The organism is Actinokineospora sp. NPDC051303 (assembly GCF_055586285.1).
Genome location: NZ_JBVJIN010000020.1, coordinates 1 through 19753, shown reverse-complemented (window position 1 = coordinate 19753; position 19753 = coordinate 1). Strand labels below are relative to the sequence as shown.

Here is a 19753-nt window from a genome sequence, read left to right as displayed (position 1 = left end):
GGTTCTGGGGGTCCGCTCGATGGGGTGGAGTGGTTTCTTCGGGGCCCCTACGAAGGAAGATCGCCGTGTGAAAGACGGGTGGGAAGCCTTCGGCCTCACACGCGCAGCCAGCTTAGCGATCTTCCTTCTCCCCCGAAGAAACCACTCCACCCCATCGAGCACCTGGCAGCTTTGGGTGCGGTTGGCAGTCGGGCGGGTTTATTCGCGGTTGGTAGTTGGCGGGTTTATCTGCTCTATCTGCTTTATCTGTGGTTAGGCGGGGACCAAGGGTTTCTCGGCTGGGGTGGCGATTGGGCTGGGGATTGTGGCCAGCCGTCGGAAGTGGGTGGCTGCTGCGGCGGTGGCGGTGAGGGCTATGGCGCCTGCCAGGACTAGGGCGGTTTGGGGGCCTGGCCATTCGCACAGCCAGCCGAGTAGGGGGGCGCTGACGGCGCCTGCTGTGGCTGAGACGGCGCCGTGGGCCGCTATTACTCTGCCGCGCATGTCGCCTGCGGAGTCTAGTTGGAGGCGGGTGCTCATGGTTGTGTCGATGAGGACGGCTCCGGCGGCGATGGGGAGGATGACCAGGGCGAAGGCGACCATGCTGGTGGTCAGGCCGCCGGTGACCTGGAGGACGCTGGTGATGGCCGCCGCGCCGAGTAGGACTGGGACGCTCAGGTGGCGCATTCTTGCCGCGATGACGCCGCCGATGACGGTGCCTACCGCGAAGATCGCCGACAGGAGGCCGTAACCCGCTGGGCCGGAGGCTAGGGGGCCCTGGGTCATCGCGGCCATGGTGACCTGGTAGTTGCGGCCGAGGCCGGAGAGGATGAAGCCGAGGGCGAACAGGGTGAGCAGCCGTGCGCTGCCGCGGAGGTAGCCGAAGCCCGCGCGCACGCCTGCCCGGTCGGGGGCGGCCTGGGGCAGTGGGGTCAGTTCGCCGGTGCGGATGGCGCGGATCGTGGCCAGGACGGCCAGGAAGCTTGCCGCGTTGACCAGGAACAGGGACGGTTCGCCGATCGTGGCCGCGAGCACGCCCGCCAGGCTCATGCCCAGGACCCGGCCGGTCGAGTTGACGATTGAGCCGAGTGCCAGGGCGTTGCCGAGGTCGCTGGGGGGCACCACCTCGCCTGCGAACCGGCCGAGGGCGGGGCCCTCGAACGTGGTGACGACGCCCGCGATCGCGGTGAGCGCGTAGATGAGGGCCAAGGCGCCGTCGGTGGCGACGACCAGGGCCAGCAGCACCGCCAGGGCCACGTGGATCGTCTGGCCGAGGGTGATGATCCGCCGGGCGGGGAACCGGTCGGCCAGGGCGCCCGCCCACGGTCCGAGCAGGATGCCGGGCAGGGTGCTCAGCAGGATCGAGATCCCGAGCGAGGTCGCTGAGCCGGTTCGCGCGAGCACCACCCAGTTCAGGCCGAGCACCTGCATCCACGATCCGGTGACCGACACGAGGTCGGCCGTCGCCCAGAGTCGGTAGTTGCGGTGCGCGAGCGCGCGAAGGGCAGGCGGCATGGTTCGCCGCACGGGCAAATCCTTTCAGGGGGCGACCGCGCGCGTCGGGCGAGGCCACAGTGGAATGGGCCGATCTCTGCGGCCCGGGAGAACGCTACCCACTGCTGCGCGCTCCACGCGAGCGTCACTGTGTGTGGCGATGCCTACAGGCGCGGATGTAACGCTTCTCCGGCGCTATCCCGATGGTGACCTTGCTTGATGCCCCTGAACTGCGGATTCTCCGTCGTGCGGGCTTTGCGAGCACTGCTCGGGTTTCAAGATGTGGAACTACTGTGCGTTGTGGTCACACTGCTGGCTCACGCGACCCAAGTTCCTCGTCCGCGGATTTGTCCGTGACGGCCAAAAGCGCGTGCGGTCAGGAAAGGTTCTTCTCCAGTGCGCTGATGTACTGCTTCATGAGGTGGTCGCGGACGCCGTCGCTGGCGGGCGAGAACATGTCCGCGGTCGGACGCGGTCGGACGCGGCGGAGAGCAGCGGCATGCGGTCGCGCAGGTTCCCGGAGGCGTCGATGTAGTGCGGCGTCGCGGTGTGGTGGTAGGCCGGTTCCGGGGGCAGTCGCGGCACGATGTCGTTGTTGTTCACGAACCGGTGGGTCCGGCCGCGGAACGCCTTGTCGTGCGCCTGGGCGAGGAAGCGGTCGCAGACCCGAGGCTGGCCGAAGGTGTAATGGACCAGGCCGGTCTTTCCGGGCCCCGGCCATGGGGAGTGGTGGCGTCGGAAAGCCAGTCGCGGATCTGCGCGGGCTCGGTGCCGCGGAACGCGGTGATGACCATGCGGTCGCTGCCCAGGGTGTAGGCCTGCATGTGCTCCAGGGGAAACGGCGGCCGGAACGTCGTCTCGTGGTGGCGGACCCGGTCGAATCCCCACTCCGCGGCCTTGGCCTCGATCTTCCCGGCTATCCGGCGAGCGTCGATTGGTTCGATCGAGCGGGGTTCACTCGAAAAAGGGAAAGAGGATTGCCGAGCGTGGCGCCAATAGCGCTTTCTTGGTGGTATTTCGCAGGCCGGTGTCACTTGTTCGTGTGGACTCGGCGAGCGCGGAGAAAAGCGCTGAGGTCCCCTGCTCCTGGCCGTGCCGGACGCTCTCGCCGCGCGGCCCCGCGGCCGACTCGCCCAGGTGTCCCCGGCCTGAACGTCGCGCGAGTTTCTGACAAAAAGCGGGCTGACCGGGTTGGTCTTTCTTGTCAGGTGATCGTCGTCGCGGTTGACTGGATGGCCAACGAGGGGGAGGAATCATGGCCAAGCCGTTCACCCGGATCGCCGTCGCCCTGGCGGTGGTCTCGGCCGCCGTCTTCGGCGTGCCCGCGGCCGCGGACGTCACCGCGCTGCCGACCGTCGACATGGAGGCGGTGCTCAAGGCCGCGCAGATCGACCCGCGGCGCGCCGACAGCGCGATCACCACGGGCAGCGGGCCCAGCGTCCGCCTGGTCGAGCAGGCGCTGTCGGCCAAGGGGCTGCTGGCCGCGTCCTACGTCGACGGGCACTTCGGCACCAGGACGATCGACGCCTACGCCGCTTACCAGCGCTCGCTCGGCTACACCGGCATCGACGCCTCCGGGCTGCCGGGCCAGACCTCGCTGCGGCAGTTGGGCGACCAGCGCTACACGGTGGTGCGGCCGGTGTCGGCGGGGAGCAAGGTGACCTACCACGGCGCGCTGATGAACAGCCGCACCAAGGCGATGCTGGTCGAGGCCGAGCGCCTGTTCGGCGCCCAGGTCGGGGTCACCCAGGGTTCCTACAACCCCGGCGGCACCCCCGCGTCGGCGGGCACCCACGACGGCGGCGGCGCGATCGACCTGTCGGTGTCCGGGATGACGGCCACGACCCGCACCAACCTGGCCAGGGCGCTGCGCCGGGTCGGCTTCGCCGCCTGGGTCCGCACCCCGGCCCAGGGCGACTGGGGCTACCACATCCACGCCGTCGCCCTCGCCGACCCGGACCAGTCCACCGGCGCCTACCACCAGTCCGGCGACTACTACCTCGGGTTCAACGGCCTGGCCAACCGCGGCCCCGACGACGGCCCCTCGGTCAGCCCCAAGGTGACCTGGGAGGAATACCAGCGCGCCAACTAGCGGCTGGGGCGGGCACGCGGTTGCCGCCCGCCCCCCGAGCGCCTACTTGCCGCCGACCTTGCGGATGAGGCCGCCGACAAGGTCGCGGCCGCGGTCGAAGACGGCCAGCGGCAGGCCGAGCAGCAGGTTCGCCTTCGCGCTCTCGACACCCGGGTGGGGCCGGGTCGGGGCGATGGCCTCGGCGGCCCGGGCGGTCACCGCCATCGCTTGGAGCCTGCGCTCGTCGTGGGCGGCGCGCAGGAGGGGGAACTCTTCGCGTTCCTCGTGGTCGGCGTGCGCGAGGACGTCCTCGCGGAACTCCCGGAACAGGGTGTCGAAGCCCTCCGCGTCCGGGCCGAGCTCGGTCAGGGTGGACAGCAGCTCCTTGGCCCGGTGCTCCTCGCCGAGCCGGGCCTCGACCACGGTCTTGCCCTCGGTGAGCCTGCGGACCTCCGGGTGGACGACTTCCTCTTCCGCGGTCTCGTGCACGGCGAGCAGCCGCACCAAGTCCCGGAAGGCATCCCGGCGTTCGTCGCCGTCGGTCTGCTCCACCTTGGCGAACAAGCCGCGGATTTCCTCGTGCTGGCGGCTCAGCAGCGCGATAACGTCCTCGGGCACAGCGCCTCCTCGTCTCTGCTCTCCTTCTGCGCACCGGGAATACCCCGGCCCGGCCCGGCCACACCCCGGTGTGGTGACGGCGCCCGCCGCGCCACGTGGCCCGACGGGCGCCGTGGCTCAGGGGACGCGCCAGGCGCCGTCGGGAAGGCGTTCGCTGGCCTGCGGGGCCATCAGCAGCATTCCGCCGTCGACCACATAGGACGCCCCGGTCACGTAACCCGCCGCCGGGGTGGCCAGGAACGCCACCACCGCGGCCACCTCGCGGGCGTGCCCCGGCCTGCCCAGCGGGTAGCCGGGCCGGGGCTCGGTGCGGGGGTCGACGTCTTCCTGCCCGGTCATCGGGGTGCTGATCTCGCCCGGCGCCACCGAGTTGACCGTGATGCCGTGCTCGGCCAGCTCCAGCGCGAGGACCTTGGTGAGCATCCCGAGCCCGGCTTTCGCCACGCAGTACGGGCCAGCGCCGACGCGGGGCGCGTGCTCGTGGACGCTGGTGATCGAGATGATCCGGCCGCCCCGCCCGCCCTGGATCATGTGCCGGGCGGCGCGCTGGGCGCAGAGGAACGCGCCGTCGAGGTCGACGTCGAGGACCTGCCGCCACTGGTCGTAGTCGAGGTCCATGATCCGGGTGCTGCTGCCGGTTCCGGCGCAGTTCACCAGGACGTCGAGGCCGCCGAGGTCCTCGGCGAGCGCGTCGACCGCGCTGGTGGCGGTGGGCAGGTCGGTGAGGTCCAGTTGGGCGATGGGGGCGCGGACGCCGTGGTCCTCGACTTCCTTGGCGGTCTGCTCGATTCCGTCGCGGTCGCGGTGCCAGGTGATGCCGACATCGGCTCCGCCGCCCGCCAGCGCGACCGCCACGGCCCGGCCGATGCCGGAGTCCGCCCCGGTCACGACGGCGCGCAGCGGCGCTCCCCGTCGGTCTTCTGGCAGTGGTGCGGGTGTCGTGGTCACGCGGGTCGCTTTCCCCTTCTCCGGCGCGCTAAACGTCGCGCGTACCGGCCCTTGGGGGCGGGTATCCAACCCACTCGACAGGGCATGACGACGAAGGAGGACCGCGTGCAGACGACCGCGTTGCGTGACCTGATCCGCCACCCCGGCCCGTTCGCCTCGGTGTATCTGGACTTCTCCCACGACACCGAGGACGCCCTCGACCAGCGGCGGCTGCGCTGGCGGGCGGCGCGCGCGAGCCTGGAGGAGCAGGGGGCGGACCAGGAGACCGTCGAAGCCCTCGAACAGGCTTACGACACCAGGGAAACCGCCCCCGGCCAGGTGGGGCTCGCGCTCATCGGCGCGGCCGGGGAAGTCCTGCTCGACCATCTGATGCCGGTGCCGCCGCCGCTGCCGGAGGCCCGGTTCTCGGCGCTGCCGTACCTGCTGCCGCTGGTGGCGGCCGCGCCGAAGGACCGGCCGTACCTGGTGGTCGTGGTGGACAAGGTGGGCGCGGACTTCCGGCTGTTCGAGCCGGACGGCACGGTCGCCGAGCCGGGCTCGGTGGAGGGGGTCGACCACCCCATCCACAAGGTCCGCGGCGGCGGCTGGGCGCATCTGTCGATGCAGCACCGGGTCGAGGAGACCGTGGCGCAGAACATCGCGCGGGTGGCGGCCGAGACCGAGCGCCTGGCCCAGCGCGGCGGCGTGTGGCTGGTGGTCGTCGCGGGCGAGGTCCAGTCCCGGTCCGACCTGCTGTCCGCGTTGCCGAAGGGCGTCGCCGAGATCGCCGCGGAGGTCGACGCGGGCAGCCGCAGCGCGGGCGCGGACGAGGACCGGCTGCGGGTCGAGGTGGAGCGCGCCGTCGCGGAGTTCGAGGCGGCCGAGCACCTCGACGTGGTCGAGGCGTACCGGGCCGAGCGGGGCGCGACCGCGGTCGACGGCCTGGCCGCGGCCACGGCGGCGCTGCGGGAGGCCAACGCCCGCGTGGTCCTCATCGGACCCGAGTTGAGCGGTAGCGCGTGGGTGTCGCCAAGTTCACCCGACCAGGTAGCGATCGACGACGACGCGTTGCGCGGACTCGGCCTCGCCGACTTCACCCGGCTGCCTGCGGACGAGGTCGTTCCGGCGGCCGCGGTGGCCGTGGGAGCCGAGCTAGTGGCCGTGCGGCACGAGGTGCCGCTGTCCGGCGGGATCGGGGTGCTGCTCCGCCACCGGTGACCCGACCGTGTGACGATTACGCAGAGTAGTAGTTCTGGCGATCGCGTTTATGGCGGTGCTTCTCGGCAACCACCGCTGCATGACGAAGTCGAGCCCTGTCCGCGTTCTCGTGGCCCGTGTGGACAGCGACGGAGACGTCCTGCTCACCGGGCCCGCGGTTCGCGCCGCCGCGGCCGGTCTGCGCGGCAGGCCGACCGAGGTGACCCTGCTGGCGAGCCCGGCGGGGGCGCAGGCCGCGCGGCTGCTGCCTGGCGTCGACCGCGTGCTCACCTGGTCGAGCCCGTGGATCGCCGCGCAGCCGCCGCCGGTCCGCCGCGCCGACTTGGCCGCGCTGGCGCTGCGGCTGGCGTGGCGCCGGTTCGATGCCGCGCTGCTGCCCACCTCGTTCCACCAGTCCGCGCTGCCGCTGGCGCTGCTGCTGCGGCTGGTGGGCGTGCGGTTCATCGCGGCGATCTCCGCCGATTACCCGGGGTCACTGCTGGACGTGCGGCTGCGCCCCGGAACCGATTTCGACGACGACGCCCCTGAGCCGGAGCGCGCCCTCGCGCTGGCCAGGGCGGCGGGGTTCGCGCTGCCCCCGGGCGACGACGGGGCGCTGCGCGTCACCCCGCCGCCCGCGGTCGGCCACTTGGTCGAGCCGCCCTACGTCGTGGTCCACCCCGGCGCCACCGCCCCGGCGCGGGCCTGGTCGCCGGGGCGCTGCTCGGACGCGGTGGCGGCGCTGAGCGCGGCGGGGCACCGGGTGGTGGTCACCGGGTCGCCGGACGAGCGCGCGCTCACCGCCCGGGTCGCCGGGTCGTCCGGGCTGGATCTCGGCGGGCGCACGACGTTTCCCGAACTCGCGGGCGTCCTGGCTGGCGCGGACGCGGTCGTCGTCGGCAACACCGGGCCCGCGCACCTGGCCGCGGCGGTCGGCACGCCGGTCGTGTCGCTGTTTGCCCCGGTCGTGCCCGCGTCGCGGTGGGCGCCGTACCGCGTGCCGAGGGTCCTGCTCGGCGACCAGGCCGCGGCGTGCCGCGACACCCGCGCCCGAATGTGCCCGGTCCCCGGGCATCCGTGTCTGGACTCGGTGACCCCGGCGGCCGTGGTGGCCGCCGTCGGCGAACTCGTGGGGGTGGCGGCGTGAAGATCCTGCTCTGGCACGTGCACGGCGGCTGGACGACCTCGTTCGTCCAGGGCGAGCACGAGTACCTGCTGCCGCTGCTGCCCGAGGGCGGCCCGTGGGGCGGCGGGCGGATGGGCCGCGACTGGCCCGCGTCCGCCCGCGAGGTGCCCGTGGACCGGCTCGCCGACGAGCACGTCGACGTCGTGGTCCTGCAACGCACCGAGGAACCCGAGCTGGTGCGCCGCTGGCTGGGCAAGACCCCGGGCGAGGACGTTGCCGCGGTCTTCGTGGAGCACAACACCCCGCAGGGCGACGTGCCGCGCACCCGCCACCCGTTCGCCGACCGGCCCGACCTGCTGATCGCGCACGTCACGCACTTCAACGAGCTGATGTGGGACACCGGCACGACCCCGACCACGGTGGTGGAGCACGGGATCGTCGACCCCGGCCACCGCTACACCGGCGAGCTGGCCCACGCGGCCGTCTCGGTGAACGAGCCGGTGCGCCGCTGGCGGGTCACCGGCACCGACCTGTTCCCGCGCTTCGCCGAAGCGCTCCCGCTCGACGTGTTCGGCATGGGCTGCGACAGCCTCGGCGACGCGGTGGGGCTCGGCCCCGACCGGCTGCGCGCGGTCGGCGACCTGCCCACCGACCGCCTGCACGCGGAGCTGGCGCGCAGGCGGGTCTACCTGCACACCGTGCGCTGGACCTCGCTGGGGCTGTCCCTGCTGGAGGCCATGCACCTGGGCATGCCGGTGGTCGCGCTGGGCGTGACCGAGGCCGCGCGTGCCGTGCCACCCGAGGCGGGCGTGCTCTCCACCCGGGTGGACGACCTGGTCGACGCCCTGCGCGCGGTGGCGGCCGATCCCGCCCGCGCGGCGGAGATGGGCGCGCGGGCGCGCGAGTTCGCGCTGGCCCGGTTCGGGCTGCGTCAGTTCCTGCGGCGGTGGGATGACGTCCTTGCTGTTGTCCACGGCGGACATGCCACCGCCAAGAGCGGAAATGCCTTCGCCAGAAGCGGAAACGGAGTCTCAGCATGAGGATCGCGATGGTCTCCGAGCACGCCAACCCGTTGGCGGTGCTCGGCGGAGTGGACGCCGGTGGTCAGAACCTGCACGTGGCCGAGCTGTCGGCCGCCCTCGCCAGGGCCCGGCACGAGGTGACCGTCTACACGCGACGGGACGACCCGCGCGCGCCCGAGCGGGTGCGCGCTCCCGGCGGTTACGAAGTGGTCCATGTGCCCGCCGGGCCACCCGGCCCGATTCCCAAGGACGACCTGCTGCCCTACATGGGCGAGTTCGCCCGCTTCCTGGTCGACCAGTGGCGGGAGCGCCCGCCGAGGGTGGCGCACGCGCACTTCTGGATGTCGGGCCTGGCGACCGCGACGGCGGCCCGGGCGACCGGCGTGACCAGCGTGCTGACCTTCCACGCCCTCGGCGTGGTCAAGCGTCGGCACCAGGGCGCGGCCGACACCAGCCCGCCGGGCCGGATCGTCACCGAGCGGATGATCGGCAACCAGGTGGACCGGGTCGTGGCCACCTGCTCCGACGAGGTCTTCGAGCTGGTCCGGATGGGCGTGCCGCGCGAGCGCATCTCCGTGGTGCCCTGTGGGGTCGACCTCGACCTGTTCACCCCCGAGGGCCCCCGGTTGCCCCGGACGCTGCCGCACCGGGTGGTCACCGTGGGCAGACTGGTGCCCCGCAAGGGTTTCGCCGGTCTGATCAACGCGCTGCCCGCGTTGCCCGACACCGAGTTGGTGATCGCGGGCGGGCCCGAGCCCGCCGCGCTGGACCGAGACCCGGAGGCGGCCCGGCTGCGCGCGGAGGCCGAGCGGCTCGGGGTGGCCGACCGGGTTGTCCTCTGTGGACAGTTCAGGCGCGCGGACATGCCCGCGCTGCTGCGCTCGGCGGACGTGGTGGCCTGCGTGCCGTGGTACGAGCCGTTCGGCATCGTGCCGCTGGAGGCGATGGCCTGCGGCGTGCCGGTGGTGGCCTCTGCCGTCGGCGGCCTGACCGACACCGTTGTCGACGGCGTGACCGGACTGCATGTGCCGCCGCGCAAACCGGCCGCGCTGGTCTCGGCGCTGCGCGGCCTGCTCGGCGACCCGGTGCGCCGGGAACTGCTCGGGGTGGCTGGCCGCGACCGGGCCCGCGCCCGCTACGGCTGGGACCGTGTGGCCCAGGACACGACGCGCGTGTACGAACGGTGCCTGTCCACTGTGGACAGCGCGCCGCAGGCGGTGGGGGAGCGATGAGTCCGATGAGCTGGAACCATGTGGACGACCTGATCCGCGCCCTGGGCGACCTGCGCGGCCAGGCCGCGCGGCTGGACCGGTGGGGCCGGGTGCTGGCCGCCCGGCTCCAGGCGGGCGGGCGGCTGCTGGCCGCGGGCAACGGCGGCTCGGCGGCCGAGGCGCAGCACCTCACCGCGGAACTGGTGGGGCGCTTCGACGGCGACCGCAGACCGTTCTCCGCGATCGCGCTGCACGCCGACACCTCAAGCCTGACCGCGATCGGCAACGACTACGGCTACGACGACGTGTTCGCCCGCCAGGTCCACGCGCACGGGCGGCCGGGCGACGTGCTGGTGCTGTTGTCCACCAGCGGCCGCAGCGAGAACGTGCTGCGCGCCGCCGAGGCGGGCGTCGCGGTCGGCGCGTCAGTGTGGGCGATGACCGGCCCCGGGCCGAACCCGCTGGCGGAGCGGGCGGATGAGGCGGTCTGCGTCCCCGGGGCCACGGCCACCGTGCAGGAGGCCCATCTGGTGCTGGTGCATCTGCTGTGCGGCGCGTTCGAGGCCGCGCTGTCCACACCGTCCACACCGGAGGTAAGGGTGGTGCGGGCGTCATGACTCTGGTGGTGGTGGGCGATTGCCTGCGCGACGTGGATCTGATCGGCGTCAGCGACCGGCTGTGCCCGGACGCCCCGGTCCCGGTGGTCGACATCGAGCGCGAGGTGAGCCGGGCGGGCGGCGCCGGTCTCGCGGCCACTTTCGCCGCGGCCGACGGCGCGCCGGTCGTGCTGGTCACCGCCCTGGCCGACGACGCGGACGGCGAACTCCTGCGCGCGGACCTGCGGCACCTGCGCACGGTGAGCGCGCCGATCAGGAGCACCCCGGTGAAGACCCGGCTGCGCAGCGCGGGCCAGTCGCTGGTGCGGATGGACCGCGGCGGCGACGGCCCGCCGCCCCGCGCGACCGACGACATGCTCGACGCGGTGCGATCGGCCGACGCGGTCCTCGTCGCCGACTACGGCCGCGGCCTCGCCGCCGACGACCGGCTGCGCGCGGAGCTGACCGCGCTCGCGCGCCGCGGCGTCCCGGTCGTCTGGGACCCGCACCCGCGCGGCCCCGAGCCGGTGCTCGGCATCCGGATCGCCACGCCGAACCTGGCCGAGGCGCGGGGTTTCACCGGCCACGCCGACCCGGCCGCCGCGGCGGGCGAACTGCGCTCCCGCTGGGCGGCGGAGACCATCGCGGTCACCCTCGGTTCCCGCGGAGCGTTGCTGCACAACGGGTCCCGGTCGCTGGAGCTGCCCGCGCCCCGGGTCCGCACGGTCGACACCTGCGGCGCGGGCGACCGGTTCGCCGCCGCCGTCACGGTCCGGCTGATGGCGGGCGACCCGACCGCGCGGGCGGTCGCCCGCGGCGTCGAGGAGGCGTCCCGGTTCATCGCCGACGACCGGGTGCCGGTCCGCTCCACCGACGCGGCGGACCTGGCCGAGCGGGTGCGCGCCGCGGGCGGCACGGTGGTGGCCACCGGCGGCTGCTTCGACCTGATGCACGCGGGCCACGCCCGCACTCTGGCCGCGGCAAGGCAGCTTGGCGACTGCCTCATCGTGTGCCTGAACTCCGACGCCTCGGTGCGCAGGCTCAAGGGGCCCGACCGGCCGATTGTCGACCAGTCCGACCGCGCGGAAATGTTGCGCGCGCTGGATTGTGTGGACGCGGTGGCGATCTTCGATGAGGACGGGCCGCAGCGAATCCTGTCCGAGCTGCGCCCGGACGTGTGGGTCAAGGGCGGCGACTACGCCGAGGACGACCTGCCCGAGACCGCGCTGGTGCGCGGCTGGGGCGGTCGCGTCGTCATCACCCCCTATCACGACGGCCGGTCCACGACCCGGCTGGCAACCGCGCTCGCGGCAGCGGGCTGAATCCAGGGAGTCCACTGTGGAGTCTGATCGCAATCCCGGCCGCGTCCTGGTGACCGGCGGCTCGTCCGGCTTGGGCGCGGCCGTCGTCACCGCGGTGCGCGCCGCTGGCGGAACCCCGTTGGTGCTGGACAAGCAGGCGCCCGGCCCGGACGCCGCCGACTTCGCGACCGTCGATGTCTCCGACAGCGCCGCGGTCGCCGAGGCGGTGCACGCCATCGCCGAGCGCGTCGGCGGGCTCGACGCCGTGGTCACCGCGGCGGGCACCGACCGCTGCGGCCCACTCGGCGAAGTGTCCACAGCGGACTGGGAGCGGGTCGTGCGGGTCAACCTGTTCGGCACCGCCGCCGTGGTCCGCGCGGCGCTGCCGCACCTGGAGCGCACGCACGGCCGCGTCGTCACGGTCGCCTCGACCCTGGGCGTGCGGGTCGCGGGCGACGCGACCGCGTACTGCGCCTCGAAGTTCGGCGTCGTCGGCTTCACCCGGGCGCTGGCCATGGAGACCGCCGGGAAGATCGGCGTGACCCTGCTGATCCCCGGCGGCATGAAGACGCACTTCTTCGACGACCGCACCGAGCAGTACCGCCCGCCCAGCGACGCCGCGCTCAACAGCCCGGACAACGTGGCCGCGTCGATCCTGCACGTGCTCACCGCGCCCCAGGGTTGCGAGGTGCGGGAACTGGTGGTGTGCCACGAGTTGGAGCCGTCGTGGCCGTGACCACCGCCGAGCCGTACGTGCCCGCCGAGGGCGGCCTGGACGACCTGCGCGCCGCAGCGCAGTCCTGTCACGGCTGCGACCTCTACCGGCACGCCACGCAGGCGGTGTTCGGCGCCGGGTCGCCCTCGGCGTCGGTGATGCTGGTCGGCGAGCAGCCCGGCGACCGCGAGGACATCACCGGCGAGCCGTTCACCGGCCCGGCGGGCAAGTTGCTCGACCGCGCTCTCGATGAGGTCGGCATCGACCGCGACAGCGTCTACATCACCAACGCGGTCAAGCATTTCCGGTTCGAGCAGCGCGGAAAGCGCCGCATCCACAAGACGCCGGGCCGCACCGAGGTGGTGGCCTGCCTGCCGTGGCTGCTGGCCGAGCTGTCCCGGGTGCGCCCGGACACGGTGGTGTGCCTGGGCGCGACGGCCGCGAAAGCCGTGCTGGGCACCGGTTTCCGGCTGACCGAGAACCGCGGTTCGGTGATCACCCCGCCGGAAGGCGTGTTCGAGGGGCTGCGCGTGGTCGCCACCGTGCACCCCTCGGCGGTGCTGCGCGCCCCTGACCGGGACCAGGCTTACGCCGACTTCGTCGCCGACCTGCGGGTGGTGGCGTGACTCTTTCCCCACAGACGAACGGAGCAACGTGATGGTCGAGCAGGTCGTCCAGGCCGCCCGGACGGCGTTCGGGCCATGGTCGCGCACCGCCCCCGCCGAGCGCGCCGCAGCGGTGCGTGAGGCCGCGGCCGAGCTGCGCGCCCGGGTCGATGAGGTGGCCGACGCGCACGCCGAGACCAACCGCGACCGTGAGGGCGCCACCGGTTCTATCCTCGCCGGTGTGTCCACATTGGAGCAATACGCCGAACTCGGCCCGCTGCACCGAGGCCGCGCCCTGCAAGGCGGCTGGGACGCCACTGACCTGATGGTTCCGCAGCCGCGCGGGGTCGTCGTGACGCTCACGCCGTGGAACGACCCGGTGGCTGTCGCCTGTGGCCTGATCGGGGCCGCGCTGGTCGTCGGGAACACCGTCGTCCACAAGCCCAGCGAGCGCGCGCCGAAGACCGGCGACCTGCTCGGGTCCATCCTGTCCGCCCACCTGCCGCCCGACGTGCTCACCACGGTCACCGGCGACGCCTCGGTGGGCGCGGCCCTGGTGGCCGACCCGGGCGTCGACGTCGTCGCCCATGTCGGCTCGACCAGGACCGGGCGCACGATCGCCGAGGCCACGGCGCGGACTGGGGCCCGCACGCTGCTGGAGAACGGCGGCAACGACCCGCTGATCGTGGACGCCGACGTCGATCCGGAGTGGGCGGCGGAGCAGGCCGCGCTCGGCGCGTTCGCCAACGCGGGCCAGATTTGCACCAGTGTGGAGCGGATCTACGCGCACCGGGCGATCGCGGAACCGTTCCTGGCCGCTCTCGTGCGGCAGGCGGGCGAGTGGGACGGGCGCCTGTGCCCGCTGGTCGACCGCGCGCACCGCGACGCCGTGCACGCCCACGTCGCCGAGGCCGTCGCCGGGGGCGCGCGGCTGCTCACCGGCGGCCGGATACCGGACGGGGAGGGCAGCCGCTACCCGGCGACGGTCCTGACCGACTGCGGCCCGGACCTGCGGGTCGTCACCGAGGAGACGTTCGGCCCGGTCGCGCCGGTCGTGGTGGTCGAGGACTTCGACCAGGCCATGTCGCTGGCGTGCTCAGGCGGCTACGGCCTGGCGGCGTCGGTGCTTACCGCGTCGATGGAGCACGCGCAGCGGGCGTGGCGCGAGCTTCCGGTCGGCACGGTCAAGGTCAACGCGGTGTTCGGCGGCGCCCCGGGCGGGGCGGCGCAGCCGCGCGGGCTCAGCGGGCACGGGTTCGGCTACGGCCCGGAGCTGCTGGACGAGTTGACGGCGACGAAGGTGGTCCACCTGTCACCCGCTCCGGCCGCAGCGTCCGCGCGGCCGTGAGCACGTCCTCGACCCCGACCCCGAGCAACGCGGGGTCGGGGTCGTCGGCGAACTGGTCGCCGCGCCGCAACCCTTCCGCGGTCAGGGAAATGTGCGGTCCTGGCGGCGGGCCCCAGATTTCCGGCCCGACCGGGCCGAACAGCACCACCGACGGCGTGCCGAACGCGTAGGCGAGGTGCGCGGTCCCGGTGTCCCCGCAGACGACCAGCGCCGCGTGCGCGGCCAGGGCAGCCAGTTCCAGCAGCGAGGTTCGCCCGGCGAGCACGGCGTCCGGCGCCAGCCCCGCCAGCGCGGCCACCCGCTCGGCCAGGTCGCGCTCGGCGGCCGAGCCGGTCACCACGACCGGCCCGCTCAGCTCGGCGACGACGGCGGCGAACCGCTCGGCGGGCCAGATCTTGCTGCCGTAGGCGGCCCCGGGGTGCACCAGCACCGCGCCCGGGGCGGGCGAGGGAATCGCGGGCGCGGCCAGCCGCAGGTCGTCCGGGTCGGCGGGGATGCCGTGCGCCATCAGCAATCGGCACATCCGGACCCGCTCGTGGAAGCCGTCCTCCCAGTGCGGACCGGACCGCCCGTAGCCGATGCGCCTCGGCGCGCCCAGCGCGTCCAGGATCTCGTCGCTTTCCGGCCCCGCGCCGTGCAGGTTGACGGTGACGTCGGGGCGTTCGACGTCCAGCGGTTCCAAACCTTTGACCGGCAGCACGCGGTCGACGACCCCGATCAACTCCACCAGCGGGGCGAGCCACCCGCTGGTCGCCAGCACGATCTCCTGGTCCGGCCAGTGCGCGCGGATGGCGCGCAGCGCGGGCACGGCCACGAGCAGGTCGCCCAGCTTGAGCGCGCGCAGCACCAGGATCACGCGCACTCCAGCTCTTGGGCGCGGTCGAGCAGGTCCAGCACGTCGTCGGCGACCTCGGCCACGGTCACCTCGTCCACAAAGGACACATCGTGCGGGCAGCGCGGAATGTCCTGCCGCGTGCACGAGACCTGGCAGACCGGGCAGTGCGCCGTCCACGAGATGTGGACCCGGTGGTCGTGGCGGCCGGGCGGCCCGGCGTTGATGACGTTGCCCATCCAGTAGACCGAGACAGTGGGCGTGCCGACCGCCTGCGCGATGTGCCGGGGCCCGCTGTCGTTGGCCACCATGACGCTCGCCGACGCCAGCACACCCACCAGCGCGGGCAGGCTCAGCTCGCCCGCGACCGACACCACCCGCCCGCGCAGGGCGGCGGGCACGGTGTCGACGATCTCCGCGCCGAGCGCGGCGTCATCCGCCGCGCCCACGACGACCACGTCGGCGGTCTTGGCCGCGGTCGCCGCCACTTCCCCGAACCGGCGCACGGGCCACCGCCGCCGCGGGTCCGTCGCGCCCGGGTGGATGGCCACGATCGGCCGCTCCCTGGGCCCCAGCGCCGCGGCCGCCGCGTCGAGGTCGCGCTCGGTCACCGCCAGGCTCGCCCGCACCGTCGTCGGCGCGGCCCCGGCCAGCCCGACGACCTCCAGCGCGCGCATCGTCTCGTGCTGGAAGTACCGGAACGGCAGCCACCGGGTCAGCGCCGCCGCGTCGTCGGTGCGCGACCCCACCGTCCAGGTCGGCGCGGCCCGCAGCAGGAACGGGTTCGACCACCGGCCGCCGCCATGCACTTGGACCCCGAGGTCCACCGGCGCTAGTTCGGCGAAGAACCGGGCGACGGCCTCCTCGTCGGTCCCGCCCCCGCCGTGGACGCCCTCGGCCCGGGGCAGCGGAGCCACCGAGTCCACCGGCCCCGGCCGGTCCCGCAGCAGCGCGGCGTGTGCGGGCGCGCCGAGTAGCACGATCTCCGCGTCGGGGTAGGCGTGGTCCAGCGCCTCGATCGCGGGCAGGGCCATGAGCAGGTCGCCCAGCCCACCCCCACGCAGGACGGCGATGCGCGCGACGTTCGGGAACGGGTCGCCCAGCGGGCCGATGGTCTGCACGGCCCCGGCATACCCTGGCGCGGGCCGGACAAACCGGGGTTTGCCCCGCCGCCACCCGGGTAAGCGCACCCCATGCCACCCCGCGCCGTCCTGTTCGACCGAGACGGGACCCTGGTGCACGACGTCCCCTACAACGGCGACCCGGCCCTGGTCCGTCTCGTCCCCGACGCCCGCGCCGCCGTCGACGCCGTCCGCGCCGCGGGCCTGGCGACCGGCGTGGTCTCCAACCAGTCCGGAATCGCCCGCGGCCTGCTCACCGTCGACCAGGTGCGCGCGGTGAACACCAGGACCGACACCCTCCTGGGCGGCCTGGACACCTGGCGCTTCTGCCCCCACGGCCCCGACGACGGCTGCCCGTGCCGCAAACCCCGCCCTGGCCTCGTCCGCCAAGCCTGCGCCGACCTCGGCGTCTCCCCACAAGACACAATCCTGATCGGCGACATCGGCGCCGACGTCGCCGCTGCCCAAGCCGCGGGCGCCCACCCGGTCCTCGTCCCCACCCCGGTCACCCGCCCCGCCGAAATCGCCGCGGCTCCCGTCGTCGCCCCGACCCTGACCGAGGCTGTCCGATGGGTGTTCGCCTTCTTCGGTAACGGGCCACGACTTCCCGCCTAAGATGCCGTGAGGTCGACCCGCTTTCGCGACGAAGAATCGGCGGCGTGCTGATCTGGATGACTCGGGATGCCGCGTTGCCGTCTGAGCCGGTGCCGTTGCGCCGCAACAGGTCTTTTGTGTTGCTCTGGATAGGGCAGAGCGTGTCGCTGGTCGGGTCGCAGGTGACCGTGGTGGCGTTGCCGTTGGTCGCGGTGGCCGCGGTGGGGGCGGGCGCGTGGGAGATGGGGGTGCTCGCCGCTTGCGGGCGGGCGCCTTATCTCGTGTTCGGGTTGCCCGCCGGGGTGTGGGTGGACCGGTTGCCGCGCAAGCGGGTGCTGGTGGTGTGCGGGGTGGGGCAGGCGGTCGCCCTCGCGGCGGTGCCCGCCGCCGCGGCCACCGGGGTGCTGTCGCTCGGGTTGTTGTCGGGGGTGGCGTTCGCGGCGGGGACGTTCGCGGTGTTCGGCGACATCGCGGCGCTCGCGGTGACGCCGTTGGTGGTTCCGCGCGCCCAACTCACGGCCGGGCAGGGGGCGTTGGAGGTCGGCCAGTCGGTCTCGCAGGTCTCCGGGCCGGTGCTGGCGGGGTGGCTGGTGCAGGCGCTGTCGGCGCCGCTGGCGATCGTGGTCGACGCGCTGAGTTTCCTGGTGTCGGCCGTGACCGCCGGGGGCGTCCGGGTGCGGGAGAGCGCGGGCCGGGCGGTGGAGCGAGCCCCGATGGCACGGCAGATCGCGGCGGGCGCGCGGGCGGTGTTCGGCCCGCGGGTGCTGCGCCGGGTGACGCTGTGCACGGCGACGCACATCTTCTTCCACAGCGCGTCCACGGCGGTCTTCGTGCTGTACCTCGTGCGTGACCTGGCTTTGTCCCCCGCTGTCGTCGGGGCCACGCTGTCCGCAGGGGCGGTCGGGGGACTGGCGGGATCGGCGGTCGCCGCCCGCCTCGGCGCGCGTCTCGGCTCCGGTCCGACCATGGCGGCGGCCATCGCGGTCGCCGGTGCGGCCTCCTGCCTGGTGGTCGCGGCGGGCGGGGCGGTCGCGGTGGTCGCGGCGGCGCAGGCGCTGATGTGGTTCGCCATGCAGGTCTACAACGTGCTGCAGGTCCCGGTCCGCTACGCGCTCACCCCGGACCACCTGCACGGCCGAGTGAACGCGACCATCCGGACAACGGTGTGGGGGCTGGCCCCGCTGGGCGCTCTCGCGGGCGGCCTGGCGGGCGACGCGCTGGGCCTGCGGGTTTCCCTGCTCTTGGCCGGAATCGGCGCGGGCCTGGCGTCCCTGTGGCTCATCCTCGGCCGGGTGAGTTCGCCGCGGGACCGGGGATAGCGCCGGGGTGGTTTCTCGGTCGGAGGACGGGTATCCGGCGGCTATGGAGCACTGGATCTCGGGTGGGCAGGACGGGCCGCGGGTGGTTGTCGTCGGGGACGCGTTGCTCGACGGCTGGATGACCGGTCGGTGTGACCGGCTGTGCCGGGAAGCGCCCGCGCCCGTGGTGGACGTGGTCGCTGAGACGTTTGTGCCCGGTGGCGCCGGAAACACCGCCGTGAACCTGGCCGCGTTGGGCGCCCGCACGTCCCTGGTGACGGCGGTGGGCGATGACGACGCCGGTGAGCGGCTTCTGGACACCCTGGGTGCGGCGGGGGTCGACGTTCGGCACGTCCTGTGCGTCCCTGGGCGGAAAACCACCACGAAGCGGCGCATCGTCGCCGGTGACCAGGTGATGCTCCGCTTCGACGACGGCGAGAACCGTCCCCTGCCTGACGACGACGCCGTGCGGTTGTCCGACCTGCTGGCGTTCGCCGTCCGCGAGTGCGATGCCGTCGTGGTGTGCGACTACGGCACTGGGGTGCTGGCGGAGCCGGTGCGCCGCGAGCTTGCCCGGCTGCGCGACCGCGTCCCGCTGGTGGTCGTGGACGCGCATGAGGCGGGCCGGTGGCGGGACCTGCGCCCGGACGTGGTGACCCCGAACGCCGCCGAGGCCGCCCGGTTGATCGACGTTCCCGCGCTCGACCGGGGTGACCTGGACTGCCACCGGGATGCGCTGCGGGACGCTTCGGGGGCAGCCGCGGTGGTGGTGACCCTTGATCGGGACGGCGCTGTGCTTTTCGACGGGGACGCGCCTATGCACCGCACGCACGCGCATCCTGCTCCGGACAACTTCACTGCGGGGGCGGGGGACACGTTCGTGGCGGCGTTGACGGTCGCGGCCGCTCAGGGGGCGCCGCTCGCAGGCGCTGTGGAGGTGGCGCAGGCCGCGGCTGACATCGTGGTGCATCGACCGGGGACCGCTGTTTGCTCGCGGGCGGAGCTGGTGGAAAGGCTGGATGGTGGGCCGTCGGTTGCGGTGACTGTGGACGAACTGGTGCGGCTGGTGGCTGAGCATCGGGCCGCTGGTCGGCGGATTGTGTTCACCAATGGGTGCTTTGATGTTCTGCATCGGGGGCATGTGGCTTATTTGGACCAGGCTAAGCGGTTGGGGGATGTGTTGGTTGTGGCGGTCAACTCCGATGCGGGGGTGGCTCGGCTCAAGGGGGCGGGGCGGCCGGTGAATCCGGTGGCTGATCGGGTTGCCGTGTTGGGTGGGTTGTCCTGTGTGGACTATTTGGTCGTTTTTGATGAGGATACGGCGGTGGATCTTATTCGGGCTGTTCGGCCTGATCTTTATGTTAAGGGTGGGGATTACTCTTCGGAGATGTTGGTTGAGGCTGAGGTTGTGCGGGAGGTTGGTGGGGAGGTTCGCATTCTGGACTATCTTGCTGATCATTCCACTTCGGCTGTGATTGATCGTATTCGGACTACTGCTTAGGGTTCCGTGTTTCTTGGGTTGGTGGGGTTGCTCTATGGGGTGGAGTGGTTTCTTTGGGGCCCCTACGAAGGAAGATCCCGTCGTGGGAAAGACGGGTGGGAGCCAGGGTGATTTCAAAGTCGGTTTGTGCTGGTAGCGGCCGCGATGATCGGTAGGATTCGGGTCCGGTCAGCGGCGATGCGTTGCAGGGTGCGGGT

The 19753-nt window shown here is 73.1% G+C and carries 19 protein-coding genes; 13 read left to right on the top strand and 6 right to left on the bottom strand.

Translation table 11 applies throughout. The features are described 5' to 3' along the window. Positions 1-252: 252 nt before the first annotated feature. Together ACZ6SD_RS17230 and ACZ6SD_RS17225 are read right to left on the bottom strand one after the other, a co-directional pair. A complete protein-coding gene (locus ACZ6SD_RS17230) occupies positions 253-1506 on the bottom strand; it encodes an MFS transporter (RefSeq protein WP_465317924.1) in 1254 nt (417 codons plus the stop codon). A 381-nt stretch (positions 1507-1887) separates the two neighbouring features. Further along, complete coding sequence (locus tag ACZ6SD_RS17225) at positions 1888-2361, bottom strand: lipase family protein (protein ID WP_465317923.1); 474 nt, start codon at positions 2359-2361, stop codon at positions 1888-1890. A gap of 367 nt (positions 2362-2728) precedes the next feature. Between ACZ6SD_RS17225 and ACZ6SD_RS17220 the strand changes: the two genes are divergently transcribed. Further along, positions 2729-3565: a peptidoglycan-binding domain-containing protein gene (locus tag ACZ6SD_RS17220; RefSeq protein WP_465317922.1), complete on the top strand. Its 837-nt coding sequence runs from the start codon at positions 2729-2731 to the stop codon at positions 3563-3565. Between the two features lie 42 nt (positions 3566-3607). Here the strand turns inward: ACZ6SD_RS17220 and ACZ6SD_RS17215 are convergent, their stop codons facing one another. Both ACZ6SD_RS17215 and ACZ6SD_RS17210 read right to left on the bottom strand, forming a co-directional pair. Next, positions 3608-4162, bottom strand: coding sequence for a hemerythrin domain-containing protein (locus tag ACZ6SD_RS17215; protein WP_465317921.1), 555 nt, complete (start codon positions 4160-4162; stop codon positions 3608-3610). A gap of 117 nt (positions 4163-4279) precedes the next feature. Next, positions 4280-5110: an SDR family oxidoreductase gene (locus ACZ6SD_RS17210; RefSeq protein ID WP_465317920.1), complete on the bottom strand. Its 831-nt coding sequence runs from the start codon at positions 5108-5110 to the stop codon at positions 4280-4282. A gap of 84 nt (positions 5111-5194) precedes the next feature. Between ACZ6SD_RS17210 and ACZ6SD_RS17205 the strand changes: the two genes are divergently transcribed. The 9 genes from ACZ6SD_RS17205 to ACZ6SD_RS17165 all read left to right on the top strand — a co-directional run bounded on the left by ACZ6SD_RS17205 (position 5195) and on the right by ACZ6SD_RS17165 (position 14210). Further along, entirely contained in the window at positions 5195-6307 is a 1113-nt protein-coding gene (locus ACZ6SD_RS17205) for an Rv2629 family ribosome hibernation factor (protein WP_465317919.1), read from the top strand. A gap of 79 nt (positions 6308-6386) precedes the next feature. Then, entirely contained in the window at positions 6387-7433 is a 1047-nt protein-coding gene (locus ACZ6SD_RS17200) for a glycosyltransferase family 9 protein (protein WP_465318007.1), read from the top strand. Next, entirely contained in the window at positions 7430-8452 is a 1023-nt protein-coding gene (locus ACZ6SD_RS17195; protein WP_465317918.1) for a glycosyltransferase, read from the top strand. The genes ACZ6SD_RS17200 and ACZ6SD_RS17195 overlap by 4 nt, the downstream gene beginning before the upstream one ends. Then, positions 8449-9666 (top strand): glycosyltransferase, encoded by a 1218-nt coding sequence (locus tag ACZ6SD_RS17190; RefSeq protein WP_465317917.1) that lies wholly within the window; start codon positions 8449-8451, stop codon positions 9664-9666. Before ACZ6SD_RS17195 ends, ACZ6SD_RS17190 begins: the two co-directional genes overlap by 4 nt. 5 nt (positions 9667-9671) lie before the next feature. Then, entirely contained in the window at positions 9672-10262 is a 591-nt protein-coding gene (locus tag ACZ6SD_RS17185) for a D-sedoheptulose-7-phosphate isomerase (protein ID WP_465317916.1), read from the top strand. Further along, positions 10259-11563, top strand: coding sequence for a D-glycero-beta-D-manno-heptose 1-phosphate adenylyltransferase (gene rfaE2 / locus ACZ6SD_RS17180; RefSeq protein ID WP_465317915.1), 1305 nt, complete (start codon positions 10259-10261; stop codon positions 11561-11563). The genes ACZ6SD_RS17185 and rfaE2 (ACZ6SD_RS17180) overlap by 4 nt, the downstream gene beginning before the upstream one ends. Before the next feature lie 16 nt (positions 11564-11579). Next, positions 11580-12278: an SDR family oxidoreductase gene (locus tag ACZ6SD_RS17175; RefSeq protein ID WP_465317914.1), complete on the top strand. Its 699-nt coding sequence runs from the start codon at positions 11580-11582 to the stop codon at positions 12276-12278. Beyond that, a complete protein-coding gene (locus ACZ6SD_RS17170) occupies positions 12269-12883 on the top strand; it encodes a UdgX family uracil-DNA binding protein (RefSeq protein ID WP_465317913.1) in 615 nt (204 codons plus the stop codon). Before ACZ6SD_RS17175 ends, ACZ6SD_RS17170 begins: the two co-directional genes overlap by 10 nt. Before the next feature lie 31 nt (positions 12884-12914). Continuing rightward, complete coding sequence (locus ACZ6SD_RS17165; protein WP_465317912.1) at positions 12915-14210, top strand: aldehyde dehydrogenase family protein; 1296 nt, start codon at positions 12915-12917, stop codon at positions 14208-14210. Here ACZ6SD_RS17165 and ACZ6SD_RS17160 read toward each other — a convergent pair. Beyond that, the gene (locus ACZ6SD_RS17160; protein WP_465317911.1) at positions 14104-15072 is read right to left on the bottom strand and encodes a glycosyltransferase family 9 protein; all 969 of its coding nucleotides are present in this window, start codon (positions 15070-15072) and stop codon (positions 14104-14106) included. The two genes, ACZ6SD_RS17165 and ACZ6SD_RS17160, sit on opposite strands and share 107 nt — an antisense overlap. Then, positions 15063-16163 (bottom strand): glycosyltransferase family 9 protein, encoded by a 1101-nt coding sequence (locus ACZ6SD_RS17155; protein ID WP_465317910.1) that lies wholly within the window; start codon positions 16161-16163, stop codon positions 15063-15065. The genes ACZ6SD_RS17160 and ACZ6SD_RS17155 overlap by 10 nt, the downstream gene beginning before the upstream one ends. Before the next feature lie 72 nt (positions 16164-16235). Between ACZ6SD_RS17155 and ACZ6SD_RS17150 the strand changes: the two genes are divergently transcribed. The 3 genes from ACZ6SD_RS17150 to rfaE2 (ACZ6SD_RS17140) are packed head-to-tail and all read left to right on the top strand — an operon-like array spanning position 16236 to position 19556. Beyond that, the gene (locus ACZ6SD_RS17150) at positions 16236-16778 is read left to right on the top strand and encodes a D-glycero-alpha-D-manno-heptose-1,7-bisphosphate 7-phosphatase (protein WP_465317909.1); all 543 of its coding nucleotides are present in this window, start codon (positions 16236-16238) and stop codon (positions 16776-16778) included. Positions 16779-16834: 56 nt separating this feature from the next. Beyond that, a complete protein-coding gene (locus tag ACZ6SD_RS17145) occupies positions 16835-18076 on the top strand; it encodes an MFS transporter (protein ID WP_465318006.1) in 1242 nt (413 codons plus the stop codon). A 43-nt stretch (positions 18077-18119) separates the two neighbouring features. Then, a complete protein-coding gene (rfaE2, locus tag ACZ6SD_RS17140; protein ID WP_465317908.1) occupies positions 18120-19556 on the top strand; it encodes a D-glycero-beta-D-manno-heptose 1-phosphate adenylyltransferase in 1437 nt (478 codons plus the stop codon). The last annotated feature ends 197 nt before the right edge of the window (positions 19557-19753 follow it).